At 68.0% G+C, this 19,094-nt stretch carries 21 protein-coding genes and 1 pseudogene; 15 read left to right on the top strand and 7 right to left on the bottom strand.

Annotation, left to right across the window (positions count from 1 at the left end; translation table 11 throughout):
* Positions 1-53: 53 nt before the first annotated feature.
* From KB201_RS23520 to KB201_RS23505, 4 genes are all read left to right on the top strand, one after another.
* Positions 54-1,157, top strand: coding sequence for an alpha/beta hydrolase (locus KB201_RS23520; protein WP_211540751.1), 1,104 nt, complete (start codon positions 54-56; stop codon positions 1,155-1,157).
* Between the two features lie 57 nt (positions 1,158-1,214).
* Complete coding sequence (locus KB201_RS23515) at positions 1,215-1,616, top strand: hypothetical protein (protein ID WP_249146405.1); 402 nt, start codon at positions 1,215-1,217, stop codon at positions 1,614-1,616.
* A 121-nt stretch (positions 1,617-1,737) separates the two neighbouring features.
* Entirely contained in the window at positions 1,738-3,186 is a 1,449-nt protein-coding gene (locus tag KB201_RS23510; protein ID WP_078112628.1) for an ATP-binding protein, read from the top strand.
* Positions 3,183-3,851, top strand: a complete 669-nt coding sequence (locus KB201_RS23505) for a response regulator transcription factor (RefSeq protein ID WP_078112586.1) — start codon at positions 3,183-3,185, stop codon at positions 3,849-3,851. Before KB201_RS23510 ends, KB201_RS23505 begins: the two co-directional genes overlap by 4 nt.
* Before the next feature lie 7 nt (positions 3,852-3,858).
* Here the strand turns inward: KB201_RS23505 and KB201_RS23500 are convergent, their stop codons facing one another.
* Complete coding sequence (locus KB201_RS23500; protein ID WP_211540727.1) at positions 3,859-5,004, bottom strand: hypothetical protein; 1,146 nt, start codon at positions 5,002-5,004, stop codon at positions 3,859-3,861.
* Between the two features lie 4 nt (positions 5,005-5,008).
* Complete coding sequence (locus tag KB201_RS23495) at positions 5,009-6,142, bottom strand: phosphotransferase family protein (protein ID WP_211540725.1); 1,134 nt, start codon at positions 6,140-6,142, stop codon at positions 5,009-5,011.
* Positions 6,143-6,259: 117 nt separating this feature from the next.
* Here KB201_RS23495 and KB201_RS23490 point away from each other — a divergent pair, with 117 nt between their 5' ends.
* From KB201_RS23490 to KB201_RS23480, 3 genes are read left to right on the top strand one after another with little or no spacing between them, the layout of a single operon-like run.
* Positions 6,260-6,847: a TetR/AcrR family transcriptional regulator gene (locus KB201_RS23490; protein ID WP_211540723.1), complete on the top strand. Its 588-nt coding sequence runs from the start codon at positions 6,260-6,262 to the stop codon at positions 6,845-6,847.
* 28 nt (positions 6,848-6,875) lie between these two features.
* The gene (locus KB201_RS23485; protein ID WP_211540721.1) at positions 6,876-7,301 is read left to right on the top strand and encodes a CoA-binding protein; all 426 of its coding nucleotides are present in this window, start codon (positions 6,876-6,878) and stop codon (positions 7,299-7,301) included.
* A 16-nt stretch (positions 7,302-7,317) separates the two neighbouring features.
* Positions 7,318-8,115, top strand: coding sequence for a hypothetical protein (locus KB201_RS23480; RefSeq protein ID WP_259936611.1), 798 nt, complete (start codon positions 7,318-7,320; stop codon positions 8,113-8,115).
* 39 nt (positions 8,116-8,154) lie between these two features.
* Here the strand turns inward: KB201_RS23480 and KB201_RS23475 are convergent, their stop codons facing one another.
* Positions 8,155-8,454, bottom strand: coding sequence for a LysR family transcriptional regulator substrate-binding protein (locus KB201_RS23475; protein WP_249146418.1), 300 nt, complete (start codon positions 8,452-8,454; stop codon positions 8,155-8,157).
* A gap of 61 nt (positions 8,455-8,515) precedes the next feature.
* Here KB201_RS23475 and KB201_RS23470 point away from each other — a divergent pair.
* The 4 genes and pseudogenes from KB201_RS23470 to KB201_RS23455 all read left to right on the top strand — a co-directional run.
* Positions 8,516-8,755, top strand: a pseudogene (locus tag KB201_RS23470) (DUF4440 domain-containing protein); the annotation flags it as partial.
* Positions 8,756-8,858: 103 nt separating this feature from the next.
* On the top strand, positions 8,859-10,259 hold the full coding sequence (locus KB201_RS23465; RefSeq protein ID WP_211540719.1) for a phosphotransferase family protein: 1,401 nt from the start codon (positions 8,859-8,861) through the stop codon (positions 10,257-10,259).
* Between the two features lie 37 nt (positions 10,260-10,296).
* On the top strand, positions 10,297-11,568 hold the full coding sequence (locus KB201_RS23460) for an acyl-CoA dehydrogenase family protein (protein ID WP_211540717.1): 1,272 nt from the start codon (positions 10,297-10,299) through the stop codon (positions 11,566-11,568).
* A 13-nt stretch (positions 11,569-11,581) separates the two neighbouring features.
* Positions 11,582-12,058 carry a hypothetical protein gene (locus KB201_RS23455; RefSeq protein WP_065629435.1) on the top strand — a complete coding sequence of 159 codons (477 nt, stop codon included), beginning with the start codon at positions 11,582-11,584 and terminating at the stop codon, positions 12,056-12,058.
* 284 nt (positions 12,059-12,342) lie between these two features.
* On the opposite strand, the gene KB201_RS23450 is transcribed toward KB201_RS23455, so the two are convergent.
* The 3 genes from KB201_RS23450 to KB201_RS23440 all read right to left on the bottom strand — a co-directional run bounded on the left by KB201_RS23450 (position 12,343) and on the right by KB201_RS23440 (position 15,124).
* Positions 12,343-12,870 carry a DUF1697 domain-containing protein gene (locus KB201_RS23450; protein ID WP_211540715.1) on the bottom strand — a complete coding sequence of 176 codons (528 nt, stop codon included), beginning with the start codon at positions 12,868-12,870 and terminating at the stop codon, positions 12,343-12,345.
* A complete protein-coding gene (locus KB201_RS23445) occupies positions 12,867-14,156 on the bottom strand; it encodes a DUF4185 domain-containing protein (RefSeq protein ID WP_211540713.1) in 1,290 nt (429 codons plus the stop codon). The genes KB201_RS23450 and KB201_RS23445 overlap by 4 nt, the downstream gene beginning before the upstream one ends.
* Positions 14,157-14,356: 200 nt before the next feature.
* Entirely contained in the window at positions 14,357-15,124 is a 768-nt protein-coding gene (locus KB201_RS23440; RefSeq protein ID WP_211540712.1) for a methyltransferase domain-containing protein, read from the bottom strand.
* Positions 15,125-15,183: 59 nt separating this feature from the next.
* Here KB201_RS23440 and rnhA point away from each other — a divergent pair, with 59 nt between their 5' ends.
* The 3 genes from rnhA to KB201_RS23425 all read left to right on the top strand — a co-directional run bounded on the left by rnhA (position 15,184) and on the right by KB201_RS23425 (position 17,455).
* On the top strand, positions 15,184-15,678 hold the full coding sequence (rnhA, locus tag KB201_RS23435; protein WP_068971454.1) for a ribonuclease HI: 495 nt from the start codon (positions 15,184-15,186) through the stop codon (positions 15,676-15,678).
* Positions 15,675-16,586: a D-isomer specific 2-hydroxyacid dehydrogenase family protein gene (locus KB201_RS23430; protein ID WP_211540710.1), complete on the top strand. Its 912-nt coding sequence runs from the start codon at positions 15,675-15,677 to the stop codon at positions 16,584-16,586. Before rnhA ends, KB201_RS23430 begins: the two co-directional genes overlap by 4 nt.
* A gap of 77 nt (positions 16,587-16,663) precedes the next feature.
* Positions 16,664-17,455, top strand: coding sequence for an SDR family oxidoreductase (locus KB201_RS23425; protein WP_058252777.1), 792 nt, complete (start codon positions 16,664-16,666; stop codon positions 17,453-17,455).
* A 14-nt stretch (positions 17,456-17,469) separates the two neighbouring features.
* Here KB201_RS23425 and KB201_RS23420 read toward each other — a convergent pair whose 3' ends face one another.
* Positions 17,470-18,168, bottom strand: coding sequence for a hypothetical protein (locus tag KB201_RS23420; protein WP_211540707.1), 699 nt, complete (start codon positions 18,166-18,168; stop codon positions 17,470-17,472).
* A 45-nt stretch (positions 18,169-18,213) separates the two neighbouring features.
* Between KB201_RS23420 and KB201_RS23415 the strand changes: the two genes are divergently transcribed.
* A complete protein-coding gene (locus KB201_RS23415) occupies positions 18,214-18,786 on the top strand; it encodes a YdeI family protein (RefSeq protein WP_211540705.1) in 573 nt (190 codons plus the stop codon).
* The last annotated feature ends 308 nt before the right edge of the window (positions 18,787-19,094 follow it).

Below are 19,094 nucleotides of genomic sequence, written 5' to 3'. Positions count from 1 at the left end.
ACGACCTGGACGGGGTGTGTTGAATGTCCCCGGACGAAGACTGGGAGGTAGTGGTGGGTGGTTTCGACGGCGTCGCGACGCTGGTCCATCTGGCACGTGGTGGACAGATCGGCGAGTCCCACGAGACGCCGCACACGGTGATCGCCGACGGACCGCACCGCACGCTGCGGCGGTACGGCACCGACGACGAGGTGATCGCAACCGTCGGCACGGGACGGCGACCGGTGCTGCTGATCCCGCCGCTCGCGGTGTCCACATCGTGCTACGACCTCGCCGACGGGCTGTCGGTGGTGCAGTTCCTCCTGTCGACCGGCCGGGTTCCGTACGTTCTCGACTTCGGCGACATGACCCGCGCCGACCGACACCTCGGGTTCGCCGACTTCTTCGACGACATCGTCCCCGGGGCCGTCGCCGCGACCGTCGCAGACTTCTACGGCAGCGCCGATGACCCGACCCCCGGAACGTCGCGGGATTCCGCGGGGGTCGATCTGCTCGCGTGGAGTATCGGCGGGACGATCAGCCTCTTGACCGCTGCCGCGAACCCGGACCTGCCGGTGGCGTCGGTCGTCGCGGTCGGGACGCCTCTCGATTACTCCAAGGTCCCGCCGTATCCACTGGTCAAGACGCTGATGAAACCGGTCGGCACCGCGCCGGTGACGATGGCGCTGCGAGCGCTCGGCGGGATCCCCGCGCCGCTGGTCCGCCTCGCCTATCGGGGCACGGCCTGGCAGCGCGAACTCAAGAAGCCGGGCTACATCCTGCGCAACGCCGACGACACCGACGCGCTGACCCGGATGAAGGCCATCGACCGTTTCCAGGAGACGATGCCCGGCTATCCAGGCAAGGTGTCCGAGCAGATGTGGGAGAACTTCATCATGCGCGGGGAACTCGCCGACGGGGTGCTCGACTTCGGCGGACGGGTCGTCGACCTCGCCGAGGTCGCGGTACCGGTCGCGCTGTTCGGCAGTCACCGCGACGCGATCGTCAGCTGGGCCGCCGCCCACCACGGGGTGGGGCTGCTCTCCGGGGCGCCGCGCGTCGAGTTCACCACGGTGGAGACCAGCCATCTGGGATTGATCGCCGGGTCCGCTGCGGTCGAGCAGACGTGGCCCCGCATCGACGAGTTCTTGACGTCGGTGCACGCAGTTCGTAGATGAAAAAACCTTCATCTTCGACTCATGGACGGCTCACCGGCGTCCGCCAGAGTCGTTGACATGAACTTCTCACGAGTACTCGCCACCATCGCCCTCGGTGCGCTCGCGGTTGCCGTCGTGACCGCCAGCTTCTTCCTCATCCGTTCGCCCGAGCCCAGCCTGACCTCCGACGCCGTGTCCGTGGATGTGTCGTCGCAGACACCCCAGATTCCGACGCCTCAGGCCCAGACCCCGCCTGCCCCGGCGCCGGTTCCCCAGATCCCGGCCGGGGCTCCGGTGCAGCGGGCCGTCCCGCCGAACCTGAACTCCGATGACGACGACTGGTGTGACCCGCGCGCGGCCCATCGTGACGACGACTGCGACGACGACTGGGACGACAACGGTCGGGACGACAACGGTCGGGACGACAACGACGACTGGGACGACCAGGACGACGACATCGATGACGGCCAGGACGACTGACGACGCGACAGCGAGACCAGCCGGCGCCGGGAGCGGAGCGAGCGGGTCGAATCCAGCCGAGAGTGCGGGTGTGCGTCAGCGCCCCGCGCTCTCGGCGCGTTGGCGTATCACGGCCTGGATCATGCTCACCACGTTCCTGCTGCTGGTGGTGGTGTTCGTGGTGACGCGCAACCTGCTGCTCCGCGACGTGGACACCCGCGTGAACAACTACGTCGCGCAGGAGGCCAGTGAGTTCCGGACGTTCGCGGCCGAGGGGGTCGACCCGACGACCACCGAACCGTTCACCTCGGTGTCACGGTTGCTCGAGGTGTTCCTGTCGCGGCAATCGGCCGGCGAGGGGGAGGTCATGGCCGGCGTCGTCGGCGACACCGAGATCCTCGAACTGCCGGGTAATGCCTGGCCGGAGCCGGGCGAAGGACGCCGTGTGCTCGACGAACTGCGCGCCCAGAGCGGGGCGGCCGGGGTGCTGATGACCGCTCATGGAGAAATTCGTTGGGGCAAGGTCGATCTGGAGCCGGCCGGTGGTGGGTCGGCCGATCCGGCGTCCGAGGCGGCGCAACCGGGGACGTTCATCGTGGGCATCTACACCGACCCGGGGCGGGAACTGGTGGACCGCACGATGCGAGTCCTCGCGATGGTCGGGTTGGGCGGGATGATCGTCACCACCGGTGTGGCCTATCTCGTCGCGGGACGGATCCTGGCTCCGGTCCGGAGCGTGCGGATGGTCGCCGCGGAGATCAGCGAGAACGACCTCACCGCGCGCGTGCCGGTCATCGGCCGTGATGACGTGGCCGCGCTGGCCCAGACCTTCAACGCGATGCTGGACCGGATCGAGGACGCGTACACGACGCAGCGGCAGTTCGTCGACGACGCCGGGCACGAGCTACGGACGCCGATCACGGTGGTGCGCGGTCATCTCGAGTTGTTGCCCGACGATCCGGCAGAACGGCGTAAGACCCTCGATCTCGTGGACAGCGAGCTGGTACGGATGGGACGCATCGTCGCCGATCTGCTCATGCTGGCGAAGTCCGAGCAACCCGACTTCGTGGTGGCCAGGCCGACCGACGCGGCGCAGTTGATGCTCGACATCGAGTCCAAGGTGCAACCGCTCGGTGATCGGCAGTGGTTGCTCATGGAGGTCGCCGAGGGGCCGTGCACCGTCGATCACGAGCGGATCACCCAGGCGATGCTGCAGTACGCGTCCAATGCGGTCCGGCACACCCGCGAGGGATCCGTCATCCAGCTGGGTTCACGCTTCGCCGGCGTCGGAGAGCAGCGGCATCTGTCCATCTGGATCACCGACGACGGCCCGGGCGTCGAGCAGCAGGACGCGGCGCGGATCTTCGAGCGCTTTCAGCGCGGGCGGTCGGCGTCGTCGCCGCAACACTCGTCCGGGGCCGGCCTGGGCCTCGCGATCGTGCGGGCCATCGCCGACGCCCACCACGGAATCGCTTGGGTACGCAGTGTTCCCGGCCACGGTGCAACGTTCGGCATCGATGTCCCGGCCCCCGACATGACCACCTACGTCGATACAGCGTCGTCGGTATCAGGAGAAGGAGAGCGGCGATGAGCCGGGTTCTGATCGCCGAGGACGATGCGCGGATCGCGTCGTTCATCGGCAACGGATTGCGGGCGGCGGGTTACAGCACCGAGCACGTGTCCGACGGCTTGTCCGCGCTCGAAGCCGTGCGCAGCGGTGCTTTCGACATGGTGGTCCTCGACATCGGACTTCCGGCAATGGACGGTTTCGACGTGCTGTATTCGATGCGCGGCGAGGGGATCTCGACGCCGGTCGTCGTTCTCACCGCCCGGGACAGCGTGAGCGACACGGTCAACGGCCTCGAGGGCGGTGCCAACGACTACATGACCAAGCCCTTCCAATTCGCCGAACTGCTCGCCCGCATCCGGCTACGACTCGTCGACGACTCGGCCGTCGCGTCGGAGAACCTGTTGTCCGCCGGGGATCTTCGGTTGGATCTGAAGTCCAGGCGCGCCCGAGTGGGTGCGGAGACGTTCGACCTCACCGCGCGCGAGTTCGCACTACTGGAGGTGTTCCTGCGTCACCCCGATCAGGTGCTGTCGCGCGAACAGATCCTCGGCCACGTCTGGGGTTACGACTTCGACCCGGCATCGAATGTGGTCGACGTCTACGTGCGCGCCCTGCGGAACAAGATCGGTTCTCACCGATTGGAGACGGTGCGCGGCATGGGGTATCGGCTACGCGCGTCGAACTAGTCGCTCCTCACTCCGGTGCGACACTGAGCCAGTCGGCGAACCCGGACGGATCGTGCCGGCCGAGCGCCCCGTGCTCGAAGAGTCCCCAGCCGGTGCGGGTGGTGCCGTCGGACTCCCGGCATTCGGCGCGTCCGACATGATCGATCACGCCGAACGGCATACGGCCGACGATCCCGGCACTCGTCATGTCGTAGGTGCGTCGTTCGGTGAAGTCCGTTCCGCGCCAGACGCCGTGGGTCCAGTCGGGGTCACCGCCGTAACCGCCGCCCACGTGGATGGGCACGGGCAGCAGTGACTCCACCTCCAGCGTCACGGATGAACCCCCCGCACCGGTCGTGGAAATCGTTGCCCCGGTGGGCACCCGGGTGCCCGGTGCGTAATGGACCGAGACGTTCGGCCAGCCCAGTTGTTCGACGCGGCCGTCTTTCCACACGCGCGAGCAGTCGTTGAGTGTGCGGTAACCGTCGGGGTCCTCCTGGATGATGAGGACGAGCTGGAAGTCGTCGAAGGCCATCGGGACGTACAGCCACCACATGCCCTCGAACGGTGGATCCGCCGGTCGCCCCGCCGGCTCGGGCTCGCCGACCGGCCGGATTCCCCACGAACGGTCGCGGGTGCCGATCCAGGTCGACGGCTCGACGACGATGTCCTCACCGTCGACGGTGATCGATCCCCGCCAGCTGCCGACCTGCGCGAACCGCTGCGCGTCGAGGGTGACCTTCGCGCCCTGGCGCATCACGTGCGGCTGTTCGAGCAGTGCGTCGAACAGGCCCTCCCAGTGGAGATCCAGGGCGATGCCCTCGGTCTCGTCCAGCGTCAGGTGCAGCGCGCGCAGCGGGTTCTCGATGCTCAGCCGATAGTTGCCGACGCGCTGCTCGAGCCGGTTGTCGTCGATCGCGTCGCTGAGGTGCACCGCGGTCTGGGTGTCGGTGCCGTCCGGGTTCCGCCGCCGGATCAGCACGAACGCGTCCTTCACACCCAGGTTGGGGTAGTAACCGATGCCGGTGATGAGGAAGATGGTGCCGCTGCGGTCGTGGGCGTTGAGGTACGCGCGGTCGTAGAAGTTGCGATCGCTGTTGCCCGGCCAGGCGATCGGCTGTGGCAGTTGGTGAATGGGATACTCGTCCATCGGCCCCAGGCCGCGTCGGCTCATGTGGTCAGTCCTCCTCGAGGAGTCGTTCGAGTAGTGGTCGGTGGTAGAACAGGGTGCCGTCGACGTCGTCGGGACGTTCGAGTTCGCCGAAGTGCACGCGGCGGGCGCCGGTCCGCATGAAGACACAGCACCACTGGACCGCGGCATGGACGTAGAACCAGCGCAGGTCGCCCAACTCGTCTCCGGTGAGCTCGCGGTAGGTGTCGCGGACGTCGTTCTCGCGGAGCAGGTCCGGCAATCCGGGAAGGCCGGCCATCGTCGCGAGCTCTTGGAAGACCCGGTGTGCGAAGATCACCCAGGCGATGTCCAGTTCGCGGGGGCCGGTGCGCGCCATCTCCCAGTCGAGTACTGCCGTCGGGGTGAAGTCGACGAACATCATGTTCCCGATGCGCGAATCTCCCCAGGACAGCACCGGTTCGGCGTTCGCGGCACCGTCGGGGAAGTTGTCGGCGAGCCAGGCGAGCGCCCGCTCGACGAGAGGTGAGCGCCCGATCCCCTCGACCGAGAAGTCGTACCAGTCCCGCAACCAGGCGAGCAGACGAGCGAGGGGAGTGTCACCGGCGGGTAGGTCGTCGGAGAGGAAGTCGAACTGCCGGGCCGCGTCGGGGATCGAGTGCAGGGCGGCGATCACGCCGACCGCGGACTCCTGGGCCCGCCGGCGATCGTACTCGGCGGCGTCCCCGAACCAGTTGTCGCCGAACGTGTACGGCATGACATCGGGTGGGACTTCGCCCTCGCACCGGTCCATGAGAAAGAACGGGGCTCCCAGCAGCGAGCCGGTCGGCTCGAGGTGGTGCACTGCCGGGACCGGGACGTCGCTGAGCCGGGCGATCAGACGCATCGTCTCGTACTGGTGATCCATTCGGTAGGAACGGAACACGGGGACGTCGGTGGTCGACGGCGCCATCCGCATCACCCAGTGCCGGGTGGGCTCGCCGGGCCACGACACCGAGACGGGGATCGTCTCCGACGACATGCCGTTGCTGTCGCCGCCCGCCGCGACCGTGACGGCGGGGGTGTCGTCGGGAGTGTCGTCCTGCTCGGTGAGCCAGCGCGCGAGCGTGTCCGGGACAGAGGTGTTGTCCCGGCTCGAACGTTGCAGATGGTCGACCTGCTCGACGGCGGGCTCGGTGGCCATGGCACCCCCTGTGTTCGGCAGCGAGAGATTCGCTACGGTGAGTAGCGTTATGACAGCAGAACGGTCGGGCGGCCCGCAGCGACTTGGCGAAAATTTTCGAAGGGAAGTCGGCGAGTGATGAGTGCTGGGACGGGGGAGTCGGTCTCGGGCCGACCGCGCGACCTGCGGATCGACTCCGCGGTGCTCGACGCCGCCGCCGAACTGCTCGTCGATGTCGGATACCGCAAGCTCACCATGGCCGCGATCGCCGAACGCGCGGGCACCACGAAGACCGCGCTCTACCGTCGCTGGACGGGTAAGGCAGAGCTGGTGCATGACGTCGCGTTCTCCCGGATGATGCGGCTGCCACCGTCCAGCGGTGAGGTCGCCGCCGATATCCGCATCATGGTCGCGGCGGCGCGTGACCTGTTCGCCAGTCCCGTGACCCGCGCGGCGTTGCCCGGTCTCATCTCGGACATGGCTGCCGAACCCGAGCTGGCGGCGCGTGTGCACGCCGGGTTCGCGGAGGTGTTCGGCGCATTGCGCGACCGGTTGGTGATCGCGGTCGATCGCGGCGAGGTGCATCCCGATGTCGATCCGGATCGGCTCATCGAGGTCGTCGGCGGCGCGGCGATGCTGCATGCGCTGCTGCTCGACAATCGCGACTTCGAGGCCGGGTGGGCCGATCAGATGAGCGCGATCGTCGTGCACGGAGTTCTCCGATGACTCGCCCGCACCCACCTACACTCGTGGGATGACCGCCCCGAGCAACACCGACGATGTCGTCGAGCAGATCCTGTCCACCTACAACGCGATCACCGTGGTCGGTGCCAGCGCCAATCCGTCGAAGGCCGCCAACGAGGTGCCGGCGTACATGAAGAACCGTGGCTGGCGGATCATCCCGGTGAATCCCGCGGCCGACGAGATCGTCGGGGAGAAGGTGTACCGCACCCTGGCCGACATCCCGGAACAGGTCGGCCTCGTCGACGTGTTCCGCCCGGGACCCGAGTGCGCCGACGTCGCCCGGGCGGCCGTCGCCGCCGGCGCGACCGCGCTCTGGCTGCAGCTCGGGATCATCTCGGCGGAGGCGCGGGCGATCGCCGAGGATGCGGGTCTGCTGTACGTCGAGGACCGCTGCCTGATCATCGAGCAGCGCCGCACCGGTATCGTCCCCGGCTGACGCCGACGGTGACCCGGTGAACTTCCTCGACGAGCTCACGCACCAGCGACTGCCGCTGTTCCTGCTGTTCGCGTCGTTCGTCATCACGTTCATCGTCACGCGGGTGATCACCCGACTCATCCGGGCGGGCAAGGGCCCCTTCCGCAACAACGTCTCAGACGGCGTGCACGTGCACCACATGGTGCCCGGTCTGATCCTGACGATCGTCGGCGCCTTCCTCTCGGTGGCTGTCAACGGGGCGTCGCCCGGTGCGGAGATCAGTGCGGTGCTGATCGGTGTCGGCGCCTCACTGGTGCTCGACGAGTTCGCACTGATCCTGCGCCTTCAGGACGTGTATTGGTCACCGGAGGGCCAACTCTCGGTTCAGGTGGTGGCGCTGACAGTCGCCGCGCTGGGCATGGCGGTCCTCGGGTTCAACCCGCTCGACGACGCGGACGTGGAGATCGGTCCCGTCGCGCTGGTGGCCACCGTGCCGATCAATGTCGCCTGCGCGATCCTGTGCGTGCTCAAGGGCAAGTTCTCCACCGCCATCGTCGGCGTCTTCATCCCGGTGTTCGCCTGGGCCGGTGCCATCCGGCTGGCCCGGCCACACTCGGCGTGGGCGCGCCGGCGGTACGCACCGGCGAAGACGGAGAAAGCGCGGGCCCGCGCGAAGAGCTTCGACGACCGTTGGGGCCGTTGGGGTCTGAGCATCGGCGACCTCATCGCGGGCAAGCCCACCGATCCCACGAGCGTGGTCGCCCCGTCGCTGGAGGCCTCGGCTCCCGCCGATCCCGGGCCGATTCACCCGACCGACGAACGTCAACTCGACTGATGGACTTCGATCGAAGTCCATCAGTCGAGTTCGAGTTCATCAGTCACCAACCGCGAACGCGTCTCGGGCAATCTCGACGAACCGTGCTGCGGCAGCGGAGGTTCTCGACCTCCAGAGCAATCCCAGCTGTGCGGTGGCATCGACATCCCGGATCGGCACCGCGACCACGCGGTCGTCGGCCGCGGCGATCGACTCGCTGAGAATGCCGACTCCCATTCCGCTGCAGACCAACTCGATGATGGCGTCCGGCGACGAGGCCTCGATCGCGGGTCGGATGGCTCCTCCGGCGACCGAGGCCGCCGCGTCGAACACGCTTCGGATACCCGCGCCGCGGGGCAGGCAGATGAGCGATCGGTCGCGTAGCGAGGCGAGATCGACGGTGCGGCCCCGGGGCCGGCGCGGTGAGGTCGCGCGCGGACGGGCCGCGATCCGGGATCTCTGGGCATCGGTCTTGGCGCACCGGCCGACCTTCGCGCCGGAACCGCCGTTGCCGACCCTGGTGTTCGGGGACGATCTCGCACTCACGTCGACTCCACCCCGTGATGGTGCAGGCGCCCGCGCGCAGGTGGTGGCGCGGCAGGCCGACGGATCGTGGGTGCGGATCATCGACCAACCGGAGTTCCAGGCACCGCAGTCCTGAGACTCCGGGCCCGGATTTCTGAGGCCGGATTCAGATCCCGTGCTAGCTTCGCTGTGGTGGCGGTTACATCCGCCGGGCGACGGTGCGAAGGGACGGATCGGGCGTGGGAGTACCGGAAGCGGACGGTGTCGCCGCGAAGATCGCGTCCCGGCTCGGCGACAAGCGTGGCGGCACGCTCTCGGTCGAGGGCGCGAGACTCCTGCCGGCGGGCGCGAGCAGGGCGACGTACGCGGCCACCCTCGTCGACGGAACCGGGCAGGTCGAGCCGATCATCATCCGCGCGGTTCCCGCTGCAACCGACGACGGCGGACTGCGGGCCGAGGCGCAGGTCCTGCGTGCCGCCGCCGACGCCGGGGTGCCGGTGCCGGAGATCCTCGACGCCGGATTCGACGAGGACGACAACGCGCTGGGATTCCCCTATCTGGCAGTGAATTTCATCGACGGAGAATCCATCCCGCGGCGAATTCTGCGAGACGATGCCTACGAGGGTGCGCGCGCCGGATTCGTCGATCAGTGCGGCGAGATCCTCGCACGTATCCACCGGATAGACGTCGCACAGACGCCCGGTCTCGGTGATCTCGGCGATCCGGTTGACGGTTTGCGGGACCTGTTCCCACGCGAGTTCGATGCGATGCCGGCCGGCCTGGTGCTGGCCACCCAGTGGCTCACGGACAACCGGCCCGAACCGTCACCACGGCACACGCTCGTGCACGGCGACTTCCGGCTGGGCAATCTGCTCGTCGACGCCGAAGGAGTTGCGGCGGTTCTGGATTGGGAACTGGTGCACCTCGGCGATCCCGTCGAGGACCTCGGTTGGCTATGTGCCAAGGCGTGGCGTTTCGGAGGGTCGACGCCCGTGGCCGGGATGGGTGACCGGACCTCGCTCCTCGACGCCTATGCGCGCGAGGCGGGCTGGCGTCCCACCGAACAAGCCCTGCGCTGGTGGGAGCTCTACGCCACCGTCAAGTGGGGACTGATCTGCGCGGTGCAGGCCGCCCGGCACCTCGATGGCGTCGAACGATCCGTCGAACTGGCCGCGATCGGACGCCGAAGTGCCGAGCAGGAATTCGACGCACTGCTCGACCTGGGTCTCGTGTCGCCGGGACCGGTACCCGATCCGCTGGCCGAGGCACCGGCCGAGGAACCGGACAACGATCTCTACGGTTCGCCGACTGCAGTCGAACTACTCGAGGCGCTCACCGAATTCCTGCGTTCCGACGCGGTACAGGCAGACGTGTCGCCGCAGGTGCGTTTCCATACGAGAGTGGCCGGCAATGTCGTCGACGTCGTGCGTCGACAGATGCTCACCGGCGCACGGGACGCCGAAGCGAGCGCGCAACGGCTGAGCGCGCTCGGCGTCGCTGATCAGCACGCGCTGTGCGAGGCCCTGCGTTCCGGCGAACTCGACGGCACCGACCCGAAGGTCCGTGACGCCGTTGTCGCCGACGTACGGGCGCGACTCCTGGTCGCCAACCCCAAGTACTTCGCGGTCCCTCACCCGTGACCGCCGGACATCCGATCCCAACCGAGAGGGGTTCATCGTGGACTTCGCACTGCCCGAGTCGCTGACCGACTATCTTGCCGAACTCGATGCCTTCATCGAGGCGGAGATCATTCCCCTCGAGCAGACCGACGACAACATCCGCTTCTTCGACCATCGGCGCGAGGACTCCCGAACAGACTGGGAGCGTGGCGGTTTGCCGAACAAGGAGTGGGAAGCTCTTCTGGGAGAGGCGAGACGACGCGCGGATGCGGCCGGCCACTTTCGCTACCCCTTCCCGTCCGAGTTCGGTGGTCGGGACGGATCGAACCTGGCGATGGCGATCATCCGCGAGCACCTGGCGTCGAAAGGTCTGGGGCTGCACTGCGATCTGCAGAACGAGCACGCCATCGTCGGCAACAACATCGGGCTGCTCCTCATGCTCGAGTACGGCACCCCCGAGCAGCGGGAGGAATGGGTGGAGGGCCTGGCCGCGGGTACGAAGTTCTTCGCCTTCGGGATCACCGAACCCGACCACGGCTCCGACGCCACGTGGATGGAGACGACCGCCGTCCGCGACGGCGACGACTGGATCATCAACGGCGAGAAGACGTGGAACACCGGTATCCACGCCGCCCACCGCGACATCATCTTCGCGCGCACCAGCGGCGAACCGGGCGAGGCCCGCGGGATCACGGCATTCCTCGTCGACCCGCAGGATCCCGGGTTCGCCGTGGAGGAATATCTCTGGACGTTCAACATGCCCACCGACCACGCGCACATCACGCTGCGGGACGTCCGGGTGCCGAACTCCGCGGTGTTCGGGGCGGAGGGAGCCGGCCTGCAGGTCGTGCAGCATTTATTCAACGAGAACCGCATCCGGCAGGCGGCGTCCAGTCTCGGTGCCGCCCAGTACTGCGTCGACCGTGCGGTGGCCTACGCCAACGAGCGCGCGCCGTTCGGCAAGAAGCTGTCGACGAACCAGGCGATCCAGTTCCCGCTCGTCGAACTGCACACCCGGTGCGCGATGATCCGGGCGCTGATCCGCGAAACCGCCTGGAAGATGGACGCCTACGGGCCGTTTGCCGCGTCGGCCGAGGTCTCCATGTGCAACTACCAGGCGAACCGGTTGTGCTGCGATGCCGCCGACCAGGCGATGCAGGTGTTCGGCGGACGCGGATACTCGCGGCACGAGCCGTTCGAGCACATCTACCGGCACCATCGGCGCTACCGGATCACCGAAGGTGCCGACGAGATCCAGATGCGACGCGTCGCCGGATACCTGTTCGGTTTCATGTCGGGAAAGGCGCCCAAGGGAGTGCAGTCGTCCTGAGTAGGCTGACCACATGATCGCGGTCATCATCATCGTGGCCACCGTGGTGGTTGCCCTGTTCATCCTCGGCGGCGCCGCCTGGTTCGCGTACGACTCGGACAAACGGGTGCGCACCTTCGCCCGATCCACCGACCTGATTCCCGGCCGACCGGGTCGGGCGCCGGAGAGCTGGGCCACCGACAACACCCGGGAAGCACTGCTGCATCGGCGCATTCGATACGCGATCGCCGACGTGCATGCCAACCCGGCGATCCCGCACGACGACGAACTCGTCGCGGCACGCAACCGCCTCGACGACGCGGTCTTCGAACTCGACGACCGGCTCATCGCATCGGTGGACCTCGGTGGCGAGGAGGCGACCGAAACCCTCGACCGAGCCGAAGCCGGGATCAAGGACCTCGAGAAGCTGCCGAAGAAGCTGTGGGAGGCCCCCCGCGAGGAACAGCTCGCCGACCTGGACCGCGTCGCCCGAGTGCTGTCGCGCGGCTGACGATCAGATCACCGTCGGCCGTGGCGGCGGGTCCGGCTGCGGGGGAGCTGGCTGTGGGTCGGGAGCCGGCGGTGGGGTGGGAACGGGAATCGGCGGCTCCGGTGGCGGCTCCGGGATGGGCTCGGGCGCCGGCACGGGCTCGGGCGGAGGTGGGGGCGGCGGGACCGGTTGACTCATGTGCGGACTCCTCTCGACGCGAATGTCTCGTTCGCGGTTCGCTTGGTTCGTCCTGAAGACTTCTCCGACGCTACGCCCGTGCCGGGAGCCCGGCCACCGAGCGACACTCAGGGGCCGGCGAGTTCCAGCAGTGTACGCACGGTCCGCAGGTTGCGGCCGGTGCCCTGTACACCCAGGCCGCGCGCGATGACCGGTGCGGTCAGAGTCGATCGTCCGGCCCCGTCGGCGTAGCGGATGTGCAGGTCGGACCCGAGGACGCGGACCACATCGTCGCCGAAGTCCTTGCGTTCGAACGCGGCCACCTTGTCGCGCACCGGTTCGCCGGTCAGGAAGTAGACGTAGGAGTATTTGTCGTCGACGACGTCGAACGGATGCGCCTCGAGCGCGGCCCGGACCTGTTCGGGCGACCGGCTGATGACCTCCCGGAACCAGCCGTAGCGATCCTGCAGCGCGGTCTCGAGCGCGCGGTCGAACCGCTCGGGGTCGGCGGGCGGCGAACAGATCAAGTTCCCCGACGCGATGTAGGTAGAGATTTCCGTTGCCCCGAGATCGGCTGCCATATTACGTAATTCGGCCATGGGTAGTTTCGCGCCGCCGACGTTCACCGCGCGGATCAGCACGATGCGCCGGCTCACGAACGTACCTTCGACAGGTCGGTCCGAATCAGCATCACGTTATAGTCGTCCCACCGGGAGACGGCGAAGTAGAGGTCCTTGCCCGACGATCGAGGGTGGATGTAGGGCGTGTACAGACCGCTGGACTGCTTGTGCGAGACGAGCACCCGCTCGCCGCTCCACGGACCCACGGGTGACGGCGACGTGCGCATCACGATCGTCCCCGACCGCTCGGTCAGCATGATGAACCGGCCGAGGAATGCGTTGTACGCCACGGACATCTCGCTGACCGGGCCGGCGACGATCGGCGTGGCCTCAGCCGGATTCGACGACCAGCCCGTGCCGCCGCGAAAGTACTGGTACCGGTCGAGGTCCAGGATGTCGGCGGGGCGGAAACGGGCCACGTGAGCAGAGCCGAAACGCCCGTTCGGAGTGCCGTACTGATAGATGTACTCGCCACTCCGGAGGAAGGCGCCCATCTGGAACCGGTTGTGGCCACGCGTCACCTGGGGGACGCCCGGGATCGTCAGGTCGGCATTCCAGCGAAGGGTGTTGTTGTCGACGGTCCAGGTCTGACCGTTGTTGTGCGACACGGCAATTCCCGAATAGTTGGTGCTCCAGCGGCCCGGGCCAAGCCACCGGTGGATCGACATGAAACTGACGAACTGCGTGCCGTTGATCGAGATCCCGCCGGTGGGAATCCGCCCGACCTCGATGTTGCGCACCCCGATCGCGTTGAACATGGGTTGCGCCCACGTCGGGTGGGCCGGTGTCACCGAGGCGCCCGACCGGACCGATCCGGGTACGGCGTTCGGGAATCGGATTCCCTTGGCGAGGTCGGAAGTCGCGTCGCTGCGCAGCATCGTGTTGTGCTTCCAGGCCATCTGTCCCGCGCATCTGCCCCAGGTGTCACCGAAGGCCATCAGGATCTGACCGGAGCCGTTGTCCCACGGCACGCCGACGTCGGTCGCGGTGATGCCGAAATGGGTGTCGGTGCGGGCGGGACTTCGGGGACCGGTCACCCAGGAGATGGCCTTGCTGGCGCCGGTGAGCTTCGGGAGCGGGCCCTGCGGCTTCTTCCCACCCGCCCGATAGCTGCCGAAGTCGAGACTGCCCCAGCCGAGCTCGCTGGACCCCGAACTGCCGGTGCTGCCGACATCGCCCCCGGTGATGCCGGTGGCGTTGCAGACCGCGGCTTCGGCGGGTGCGGACAAAGCGGCGAGCAGGCCGCCCGTGAGGGCGGCGATCGCGACGGCTGCGAGCACGCGGCGGACCGGGCGCAGACGAATCCGGCTGCGTCGAGGCATGGATGTACCCCCTGGGAGATGACAGGTGGTGTCAGTGTTGCAGAAGTGTCAGCTGGGAGAAGCGTCGATGCCGAACCGAAGCCGGTGCGTGACCCGGGAGGAGCGAGCTTGCGAGCCATCCTCCGGCTCCACAAGCCTGACACTGAAGGGAGCAGTGGGGGAGTTGCTTCTCTGGGATCTGAATCGCGGCGCCCAGCGGATCAGCGGCGGGTGGCCACCGCGAACGTACGGCGGAAGGGCAGGACCGTGCCCCATTCGCGTCGGGGATAGGCCTCGGCGAGGCGTTGCTTGAGATCGGCGACGAATTGTCCCCGGAGTTCGTCGGACAGCGCCTGCATGTACGGGCGGGCGCCGGTGCCGGACATCCAGTCGAACACCGGGTCCTGGCCGTCGAGCACGTGGAAGTAGGTCGTTTCCCAGGCGTCGGCGTGGTAACCGCGGTCGGCGAAGAACTCGAGGTACATCTCGGCGTCGAGTCGGGGCAGTGCCCGCAGGTCGCCGAAAGCTCCCAGATACGGCTCGGTCGCGGCGAGATCGGCGAGGACAGAGTGGGTGGGGGAGTCCGTGTTGTTGGGCACCTGCAGCGCGAACGCGCCTCCGTCGGTGAGGTGGCCGAGCAGTCGGTCGATGACGTCGAGGTGGTCGGGTACCCACTGAAACATCGCGTTGGAGATCATCAGGTCGACCGGCCGGTGAGGCATCCACTGCGAGACGTCGGCGGCGTCGTAGTTGGCATGCGGATCGGTGTTGTCGCGGATCGCGCGATCGACCATCTCCGCCGAATCGTCGATGCCCAGGATCTCCGCCGACGGCCAGCGTGCCCGAAGGTGCTTGGTGAGATGACCCGGTCCGCAACCCAGGTCGATCACCGACAGCGGGTTGGTCGGGATCTGTGCGATGAGGTCGAGAAACGGACGCGCACGGACGTCGGCGAACTGCAGATAGCGTGTCGGGTCCCACACAACCATGACTCCACCCTAGCCGTGAGCCTGCGATCGGGGGTCGCGGCTGCCGTAGGCTTCCCTGCGTGACAGCTTCCGCGAAACAGGCAACCGACGGCTCCTCCGCAGATCCGGCGGCCGGCTCGGCCGTCGTCGAGATCTCGACCGACGGTGCCTGCCTGGGCAACCCGGGCCCGGGTGGCTGGGGCGCGGTGCTTCGATACAAGGGCACCGAGAAGCGGATCTCCGGGTCGGAGCCGGATACGACGAACAACAAGATGGAGCTCACGGCCGCCATCGAAGGCCTGGCGGCACTGACCAGGCCGTCGACCGTCATCATCTACACCGATTCGACCTACGTGCGCAACGGCATCATGAAGTGGGTCAACGGTTGGCAGGCGAACGGCTGGAAGACCAAGGATCGCAAGCCGGTCAAGAACGCGGATCTCTGGCGTCGTCTGGTCGAGGAGGAGAAGCGACATCAGGTGGAGTGGCGCTGGGTCAAGGGGCATGCCGGCGATCACTTCAACGAGATCGCCGACGAACTCGCGACCACCGCGGCTCGATCGGTGGCCCGATGACGCCGGTGGCGGTGGCCGTCGAACCCGTCCGCGACGAGCATCTGGTCGCCGCGATCGAAGGTGCGGGCGGCCGGATCGTCGGTCTCGACGACGCCCGGGTGCTGGTGTGGATCGGGCCGCCCGGGGAGTTCCCGGAACTGCCGGACGCCGTCGAATGGGTGGCCCTCAAGACCGCGGGGATCGAGGATTTCGTCGCCGCCGACGTACTCGACGACCGTCGGATCTGGACCAATGCGTCCGGCTTCTATGCCGAGAACGTCGCCGAACACGCACTGGCTCTGCTCCTCGCCGGGCTCCGGCAGATCAACACCGCCGTCCTGCGCCACTGGGACAAGGAGCGGATCGACACCGCGGTCCGGTCGCTGCACGGTTCCACGGTCGCCATCGTCGGAGCCGGCGGGATCGGCGCCTCCCTCGCTCCGCGTCTTCGGGCATGTGGCGCTCGCGTCGTCGCGGTGAACCGGTCCGGGCGCGAGGTGCCCGGCGCGCACGAGGTCCGGCGGTCGACTGAGTTGGATCAGCTGTGGGGGACGTTCGACCACGTCGTGCTGGCCGCGCCGTCGACGCCGGAGACGCGGCACATGATCAACGCCGAGAGCCTCGCCGCACTACCCGCACACGCGTGGGTGGTGAACGTCGCGCGCGGGCCCCTCGTCGACGAGGAGGCGCTGCACCGCGCGCTGGTCGACGGGCAGATCGCGGGGGCGGCGCTCGACGTGACCGATCCGGAACCGCCCGCCGACGACCATCCGCTCTGGTCGCTTCCGAACGTGATCATCACCCCGCACGTCGCCAACCCGGCATCGGGGCTGACGCGCGAGCTCGCGCCGTGGGTCGCCGAAAACCTGCGCCGATTCGTCGCGGATGAGGAACTCCTGTCCGTGGTGACCACGAACCGCGACTACTGAGCCCGGGTGACCTGCCGGTTTCGGCCGATTTCTAGAACACGTTCTCGTTTTGTTCCTCGCCGTGGCATGGTCGACGGGTGATTCTCGACAGATTCCGGATAGACGACCAGGTGGCCATCGTGACCGGCGCGAGCCGGGGACTCGGGGCGGCGATCGCGGTCGCCTTCGCCGAGGCTGGCGGCGACGTGGTGATCGCGGCCCGCAGTGAGTCCGACCTCGCGCAGGTCGCCGACCGGATCCGTGCGGCCGGCCGACGGGCGCACGCCGTCGCCGTCGACCTCGCCGATCCCGACGCCGCGGCGGCACTCGCCCAGACCGCCGTCGACGAGTTCGGCCGCCTCGACACCGTGGTCAACAACGTCGGCGGTGCCATGCCGCGGCCGCTGTTCGACACCAGTCCCAAACACCTCCGGGACGCCTTCGACTTCAACGTCGGCAACGCGCACGCGCTGGTCGTCGCCGGCGCCAAGCAGATCCTCGCGACCACGGGCCAGGGGTCGATCATCAACATCACCTCCGCTGTCGGCCGCGTGCCCGGACGCGCCTATGCCGCCTACGGCACCGCGAAAGCCGCTCTCGCGCACTACACCCGCATCGCGGCGATGGATCTGAACCCGAAGATCAGGGTCAACGGCATCGCGCCGGGTGCCATCCTGACCTCGGCGTTGGAGATCGTCGCCGGCGACGAAGGGATGCGCACCGAGGTCGAGACCTCCACGCCGTTGCACCGCCTCGGTGATCCGGAGGACATCGCCGCGGCGGCGCTCTACCTGGCGTCGCCCGCCGGTGCGTACGTCACCGGCAAGATCCTCGAGGTCGACGGCGGAATCATCGCGCCCAACCTGGATCTTCCGATCCCGGACCTCTGATCGACCCGGAACGTTCAGTCCGAGCCGCGCTCCAGCGCGCCGGCGATCTGCTGTTCGAGATGTGCGGCCGCCACCCGGGGAACGTCGATGATGCCGTCGAGCTCGGCACGGACCTTCTTGTAGGCGGCCTGCCTCTCGGCCGGCGTGGCGCCGGTGTCGGCGGCGACGTTGATGAGTTTGCGCGCCCGATCGAGCGCCTCGCGTTCGATGAGGGAGAACCCGGTCTGCTTGCGACGCCGCGCCTCTCGCTCGGCGGCGTCGAAGGCGGCGGCGTAGTCGCCGACCGCATCGCGGTACTCGGCGAAGTCGGCTGGCGACATGGAGGTCTCGGCCGTGCCGACGGCGGCGGAATCCGATTCGGGCCGTAGATCATCCGCGCGGACCCGGGCCCGGTGGAAGGCGAGCGTCAACGGTTCGCGCATGTCGGTCATCAGCGGGAACTCGATCAGTGTTGCGAGATCGAGTTCGTAGGCGAACCACTTCTCGTTGAGCGCGTCGTGCTGCTTACGGACCCGGCGCAACTGGTCGGCCGAGGTCGACGTGAGCTTCAGCTGTTCGGTCTGGGCGTTCGCCTTGATCCGGGCGAGCTCGATCTTGTCCTTGCGTCGCTTCTCGTTGTACTTGCCGATCGAACCGGCCCACCCGCCGACGACCGCGCCGACCGGGAAGATCAGCCACCAGTAGCTCTCGGCGAAGTCGACGATCTCGTTCACGGCTCAACTGTACCGAGAGAAGGCCGAGGTCATTAGGGTGAACACATGGCCGACCCGGACGCGCCGAAGCTCAGCCTCGACACCGTCGAGGCCTGGCGAGAGTGGTTGCGCGACAACCACGAGACCTCGCCGGGGGTGTGGCTTGTGTTCTGGCGCAAGGGTTCGGGCCGGGAACCGCTCGACTACGACGAGTGCGTGCGCGAAGCGCTGTGCTGGGGGTGGATCGACGGTCACACCCGTGTGATCGACACCGACCGCCGCGGCATGTGGTTCACCCGGCGCGGTCGCAACAGCGGATGGTCGGCGTCGAACAAGGCGCGCGTCGCCGACCTCGCAGCCGCCGGCCGCATTCAGCCCGCCGGGCAGGCCGTCATCGACGACGCTCAGGCCCGCGGGCTGTGGACGCTGTTCGACGACGCCGAGGCGCTCATCGAATCTCCCGAACTCGCCGCCGCCCTCGACGCCGACCCGGTCGCCCGGGCCAACTGGGACGCGTTCCCGCCGAGCGCGCGCAAGTTCGGGCTGTCGCAGCTCGCCCTGGCGAAGCGGCCGGAGACCAAGACCAAACGCATCGCCACCATCGTCGAACGGGCGGCGCGCAACGAGCGGCCGGCGTGACCCTTCGTGACGCGCCCTCCGCAAGCTCCGGGCGCTCCTCAGGGAGCGGGGATTGGTCGCGCCCTCCGCAAGCTCCGGGCGCTCCTCAGGGAGCGGGGTGGGGGACGCGCTTTTCTTGCTCCCTGAGGTACGAGCGAAGCGAGCCTACTTGTGCTCCCTGAGGTGCGAGCGAAGCGAGCCACGAAGGGGCTCGCAAGGTGCCTTACCAGGCCCTTCGTGGCTCGTCGCTATCGCTCCTCGCACCTCAGTATCTGCGGCCTGGCGGCCGTCGTGGGGGTCGAAGAGTTCGTGCTGGTCACCGGCGCGTG

It is taken from the genome of Gordonia sp. SCSIO 19800 (assembly GCF_018132775.1).
Taxonomy (GTDB): Bacteria; Actinomycetota; Actinomycetes; order Mycobacteriales; family Mycobacteriaceae; genus Gordonia; species Gordonia hongkongensis.
The sequence above is the reverse complement of the archived record's forward strand: the minus strand, read 5'-3'. Positions and strand labels throughout refer to the sequence as shown.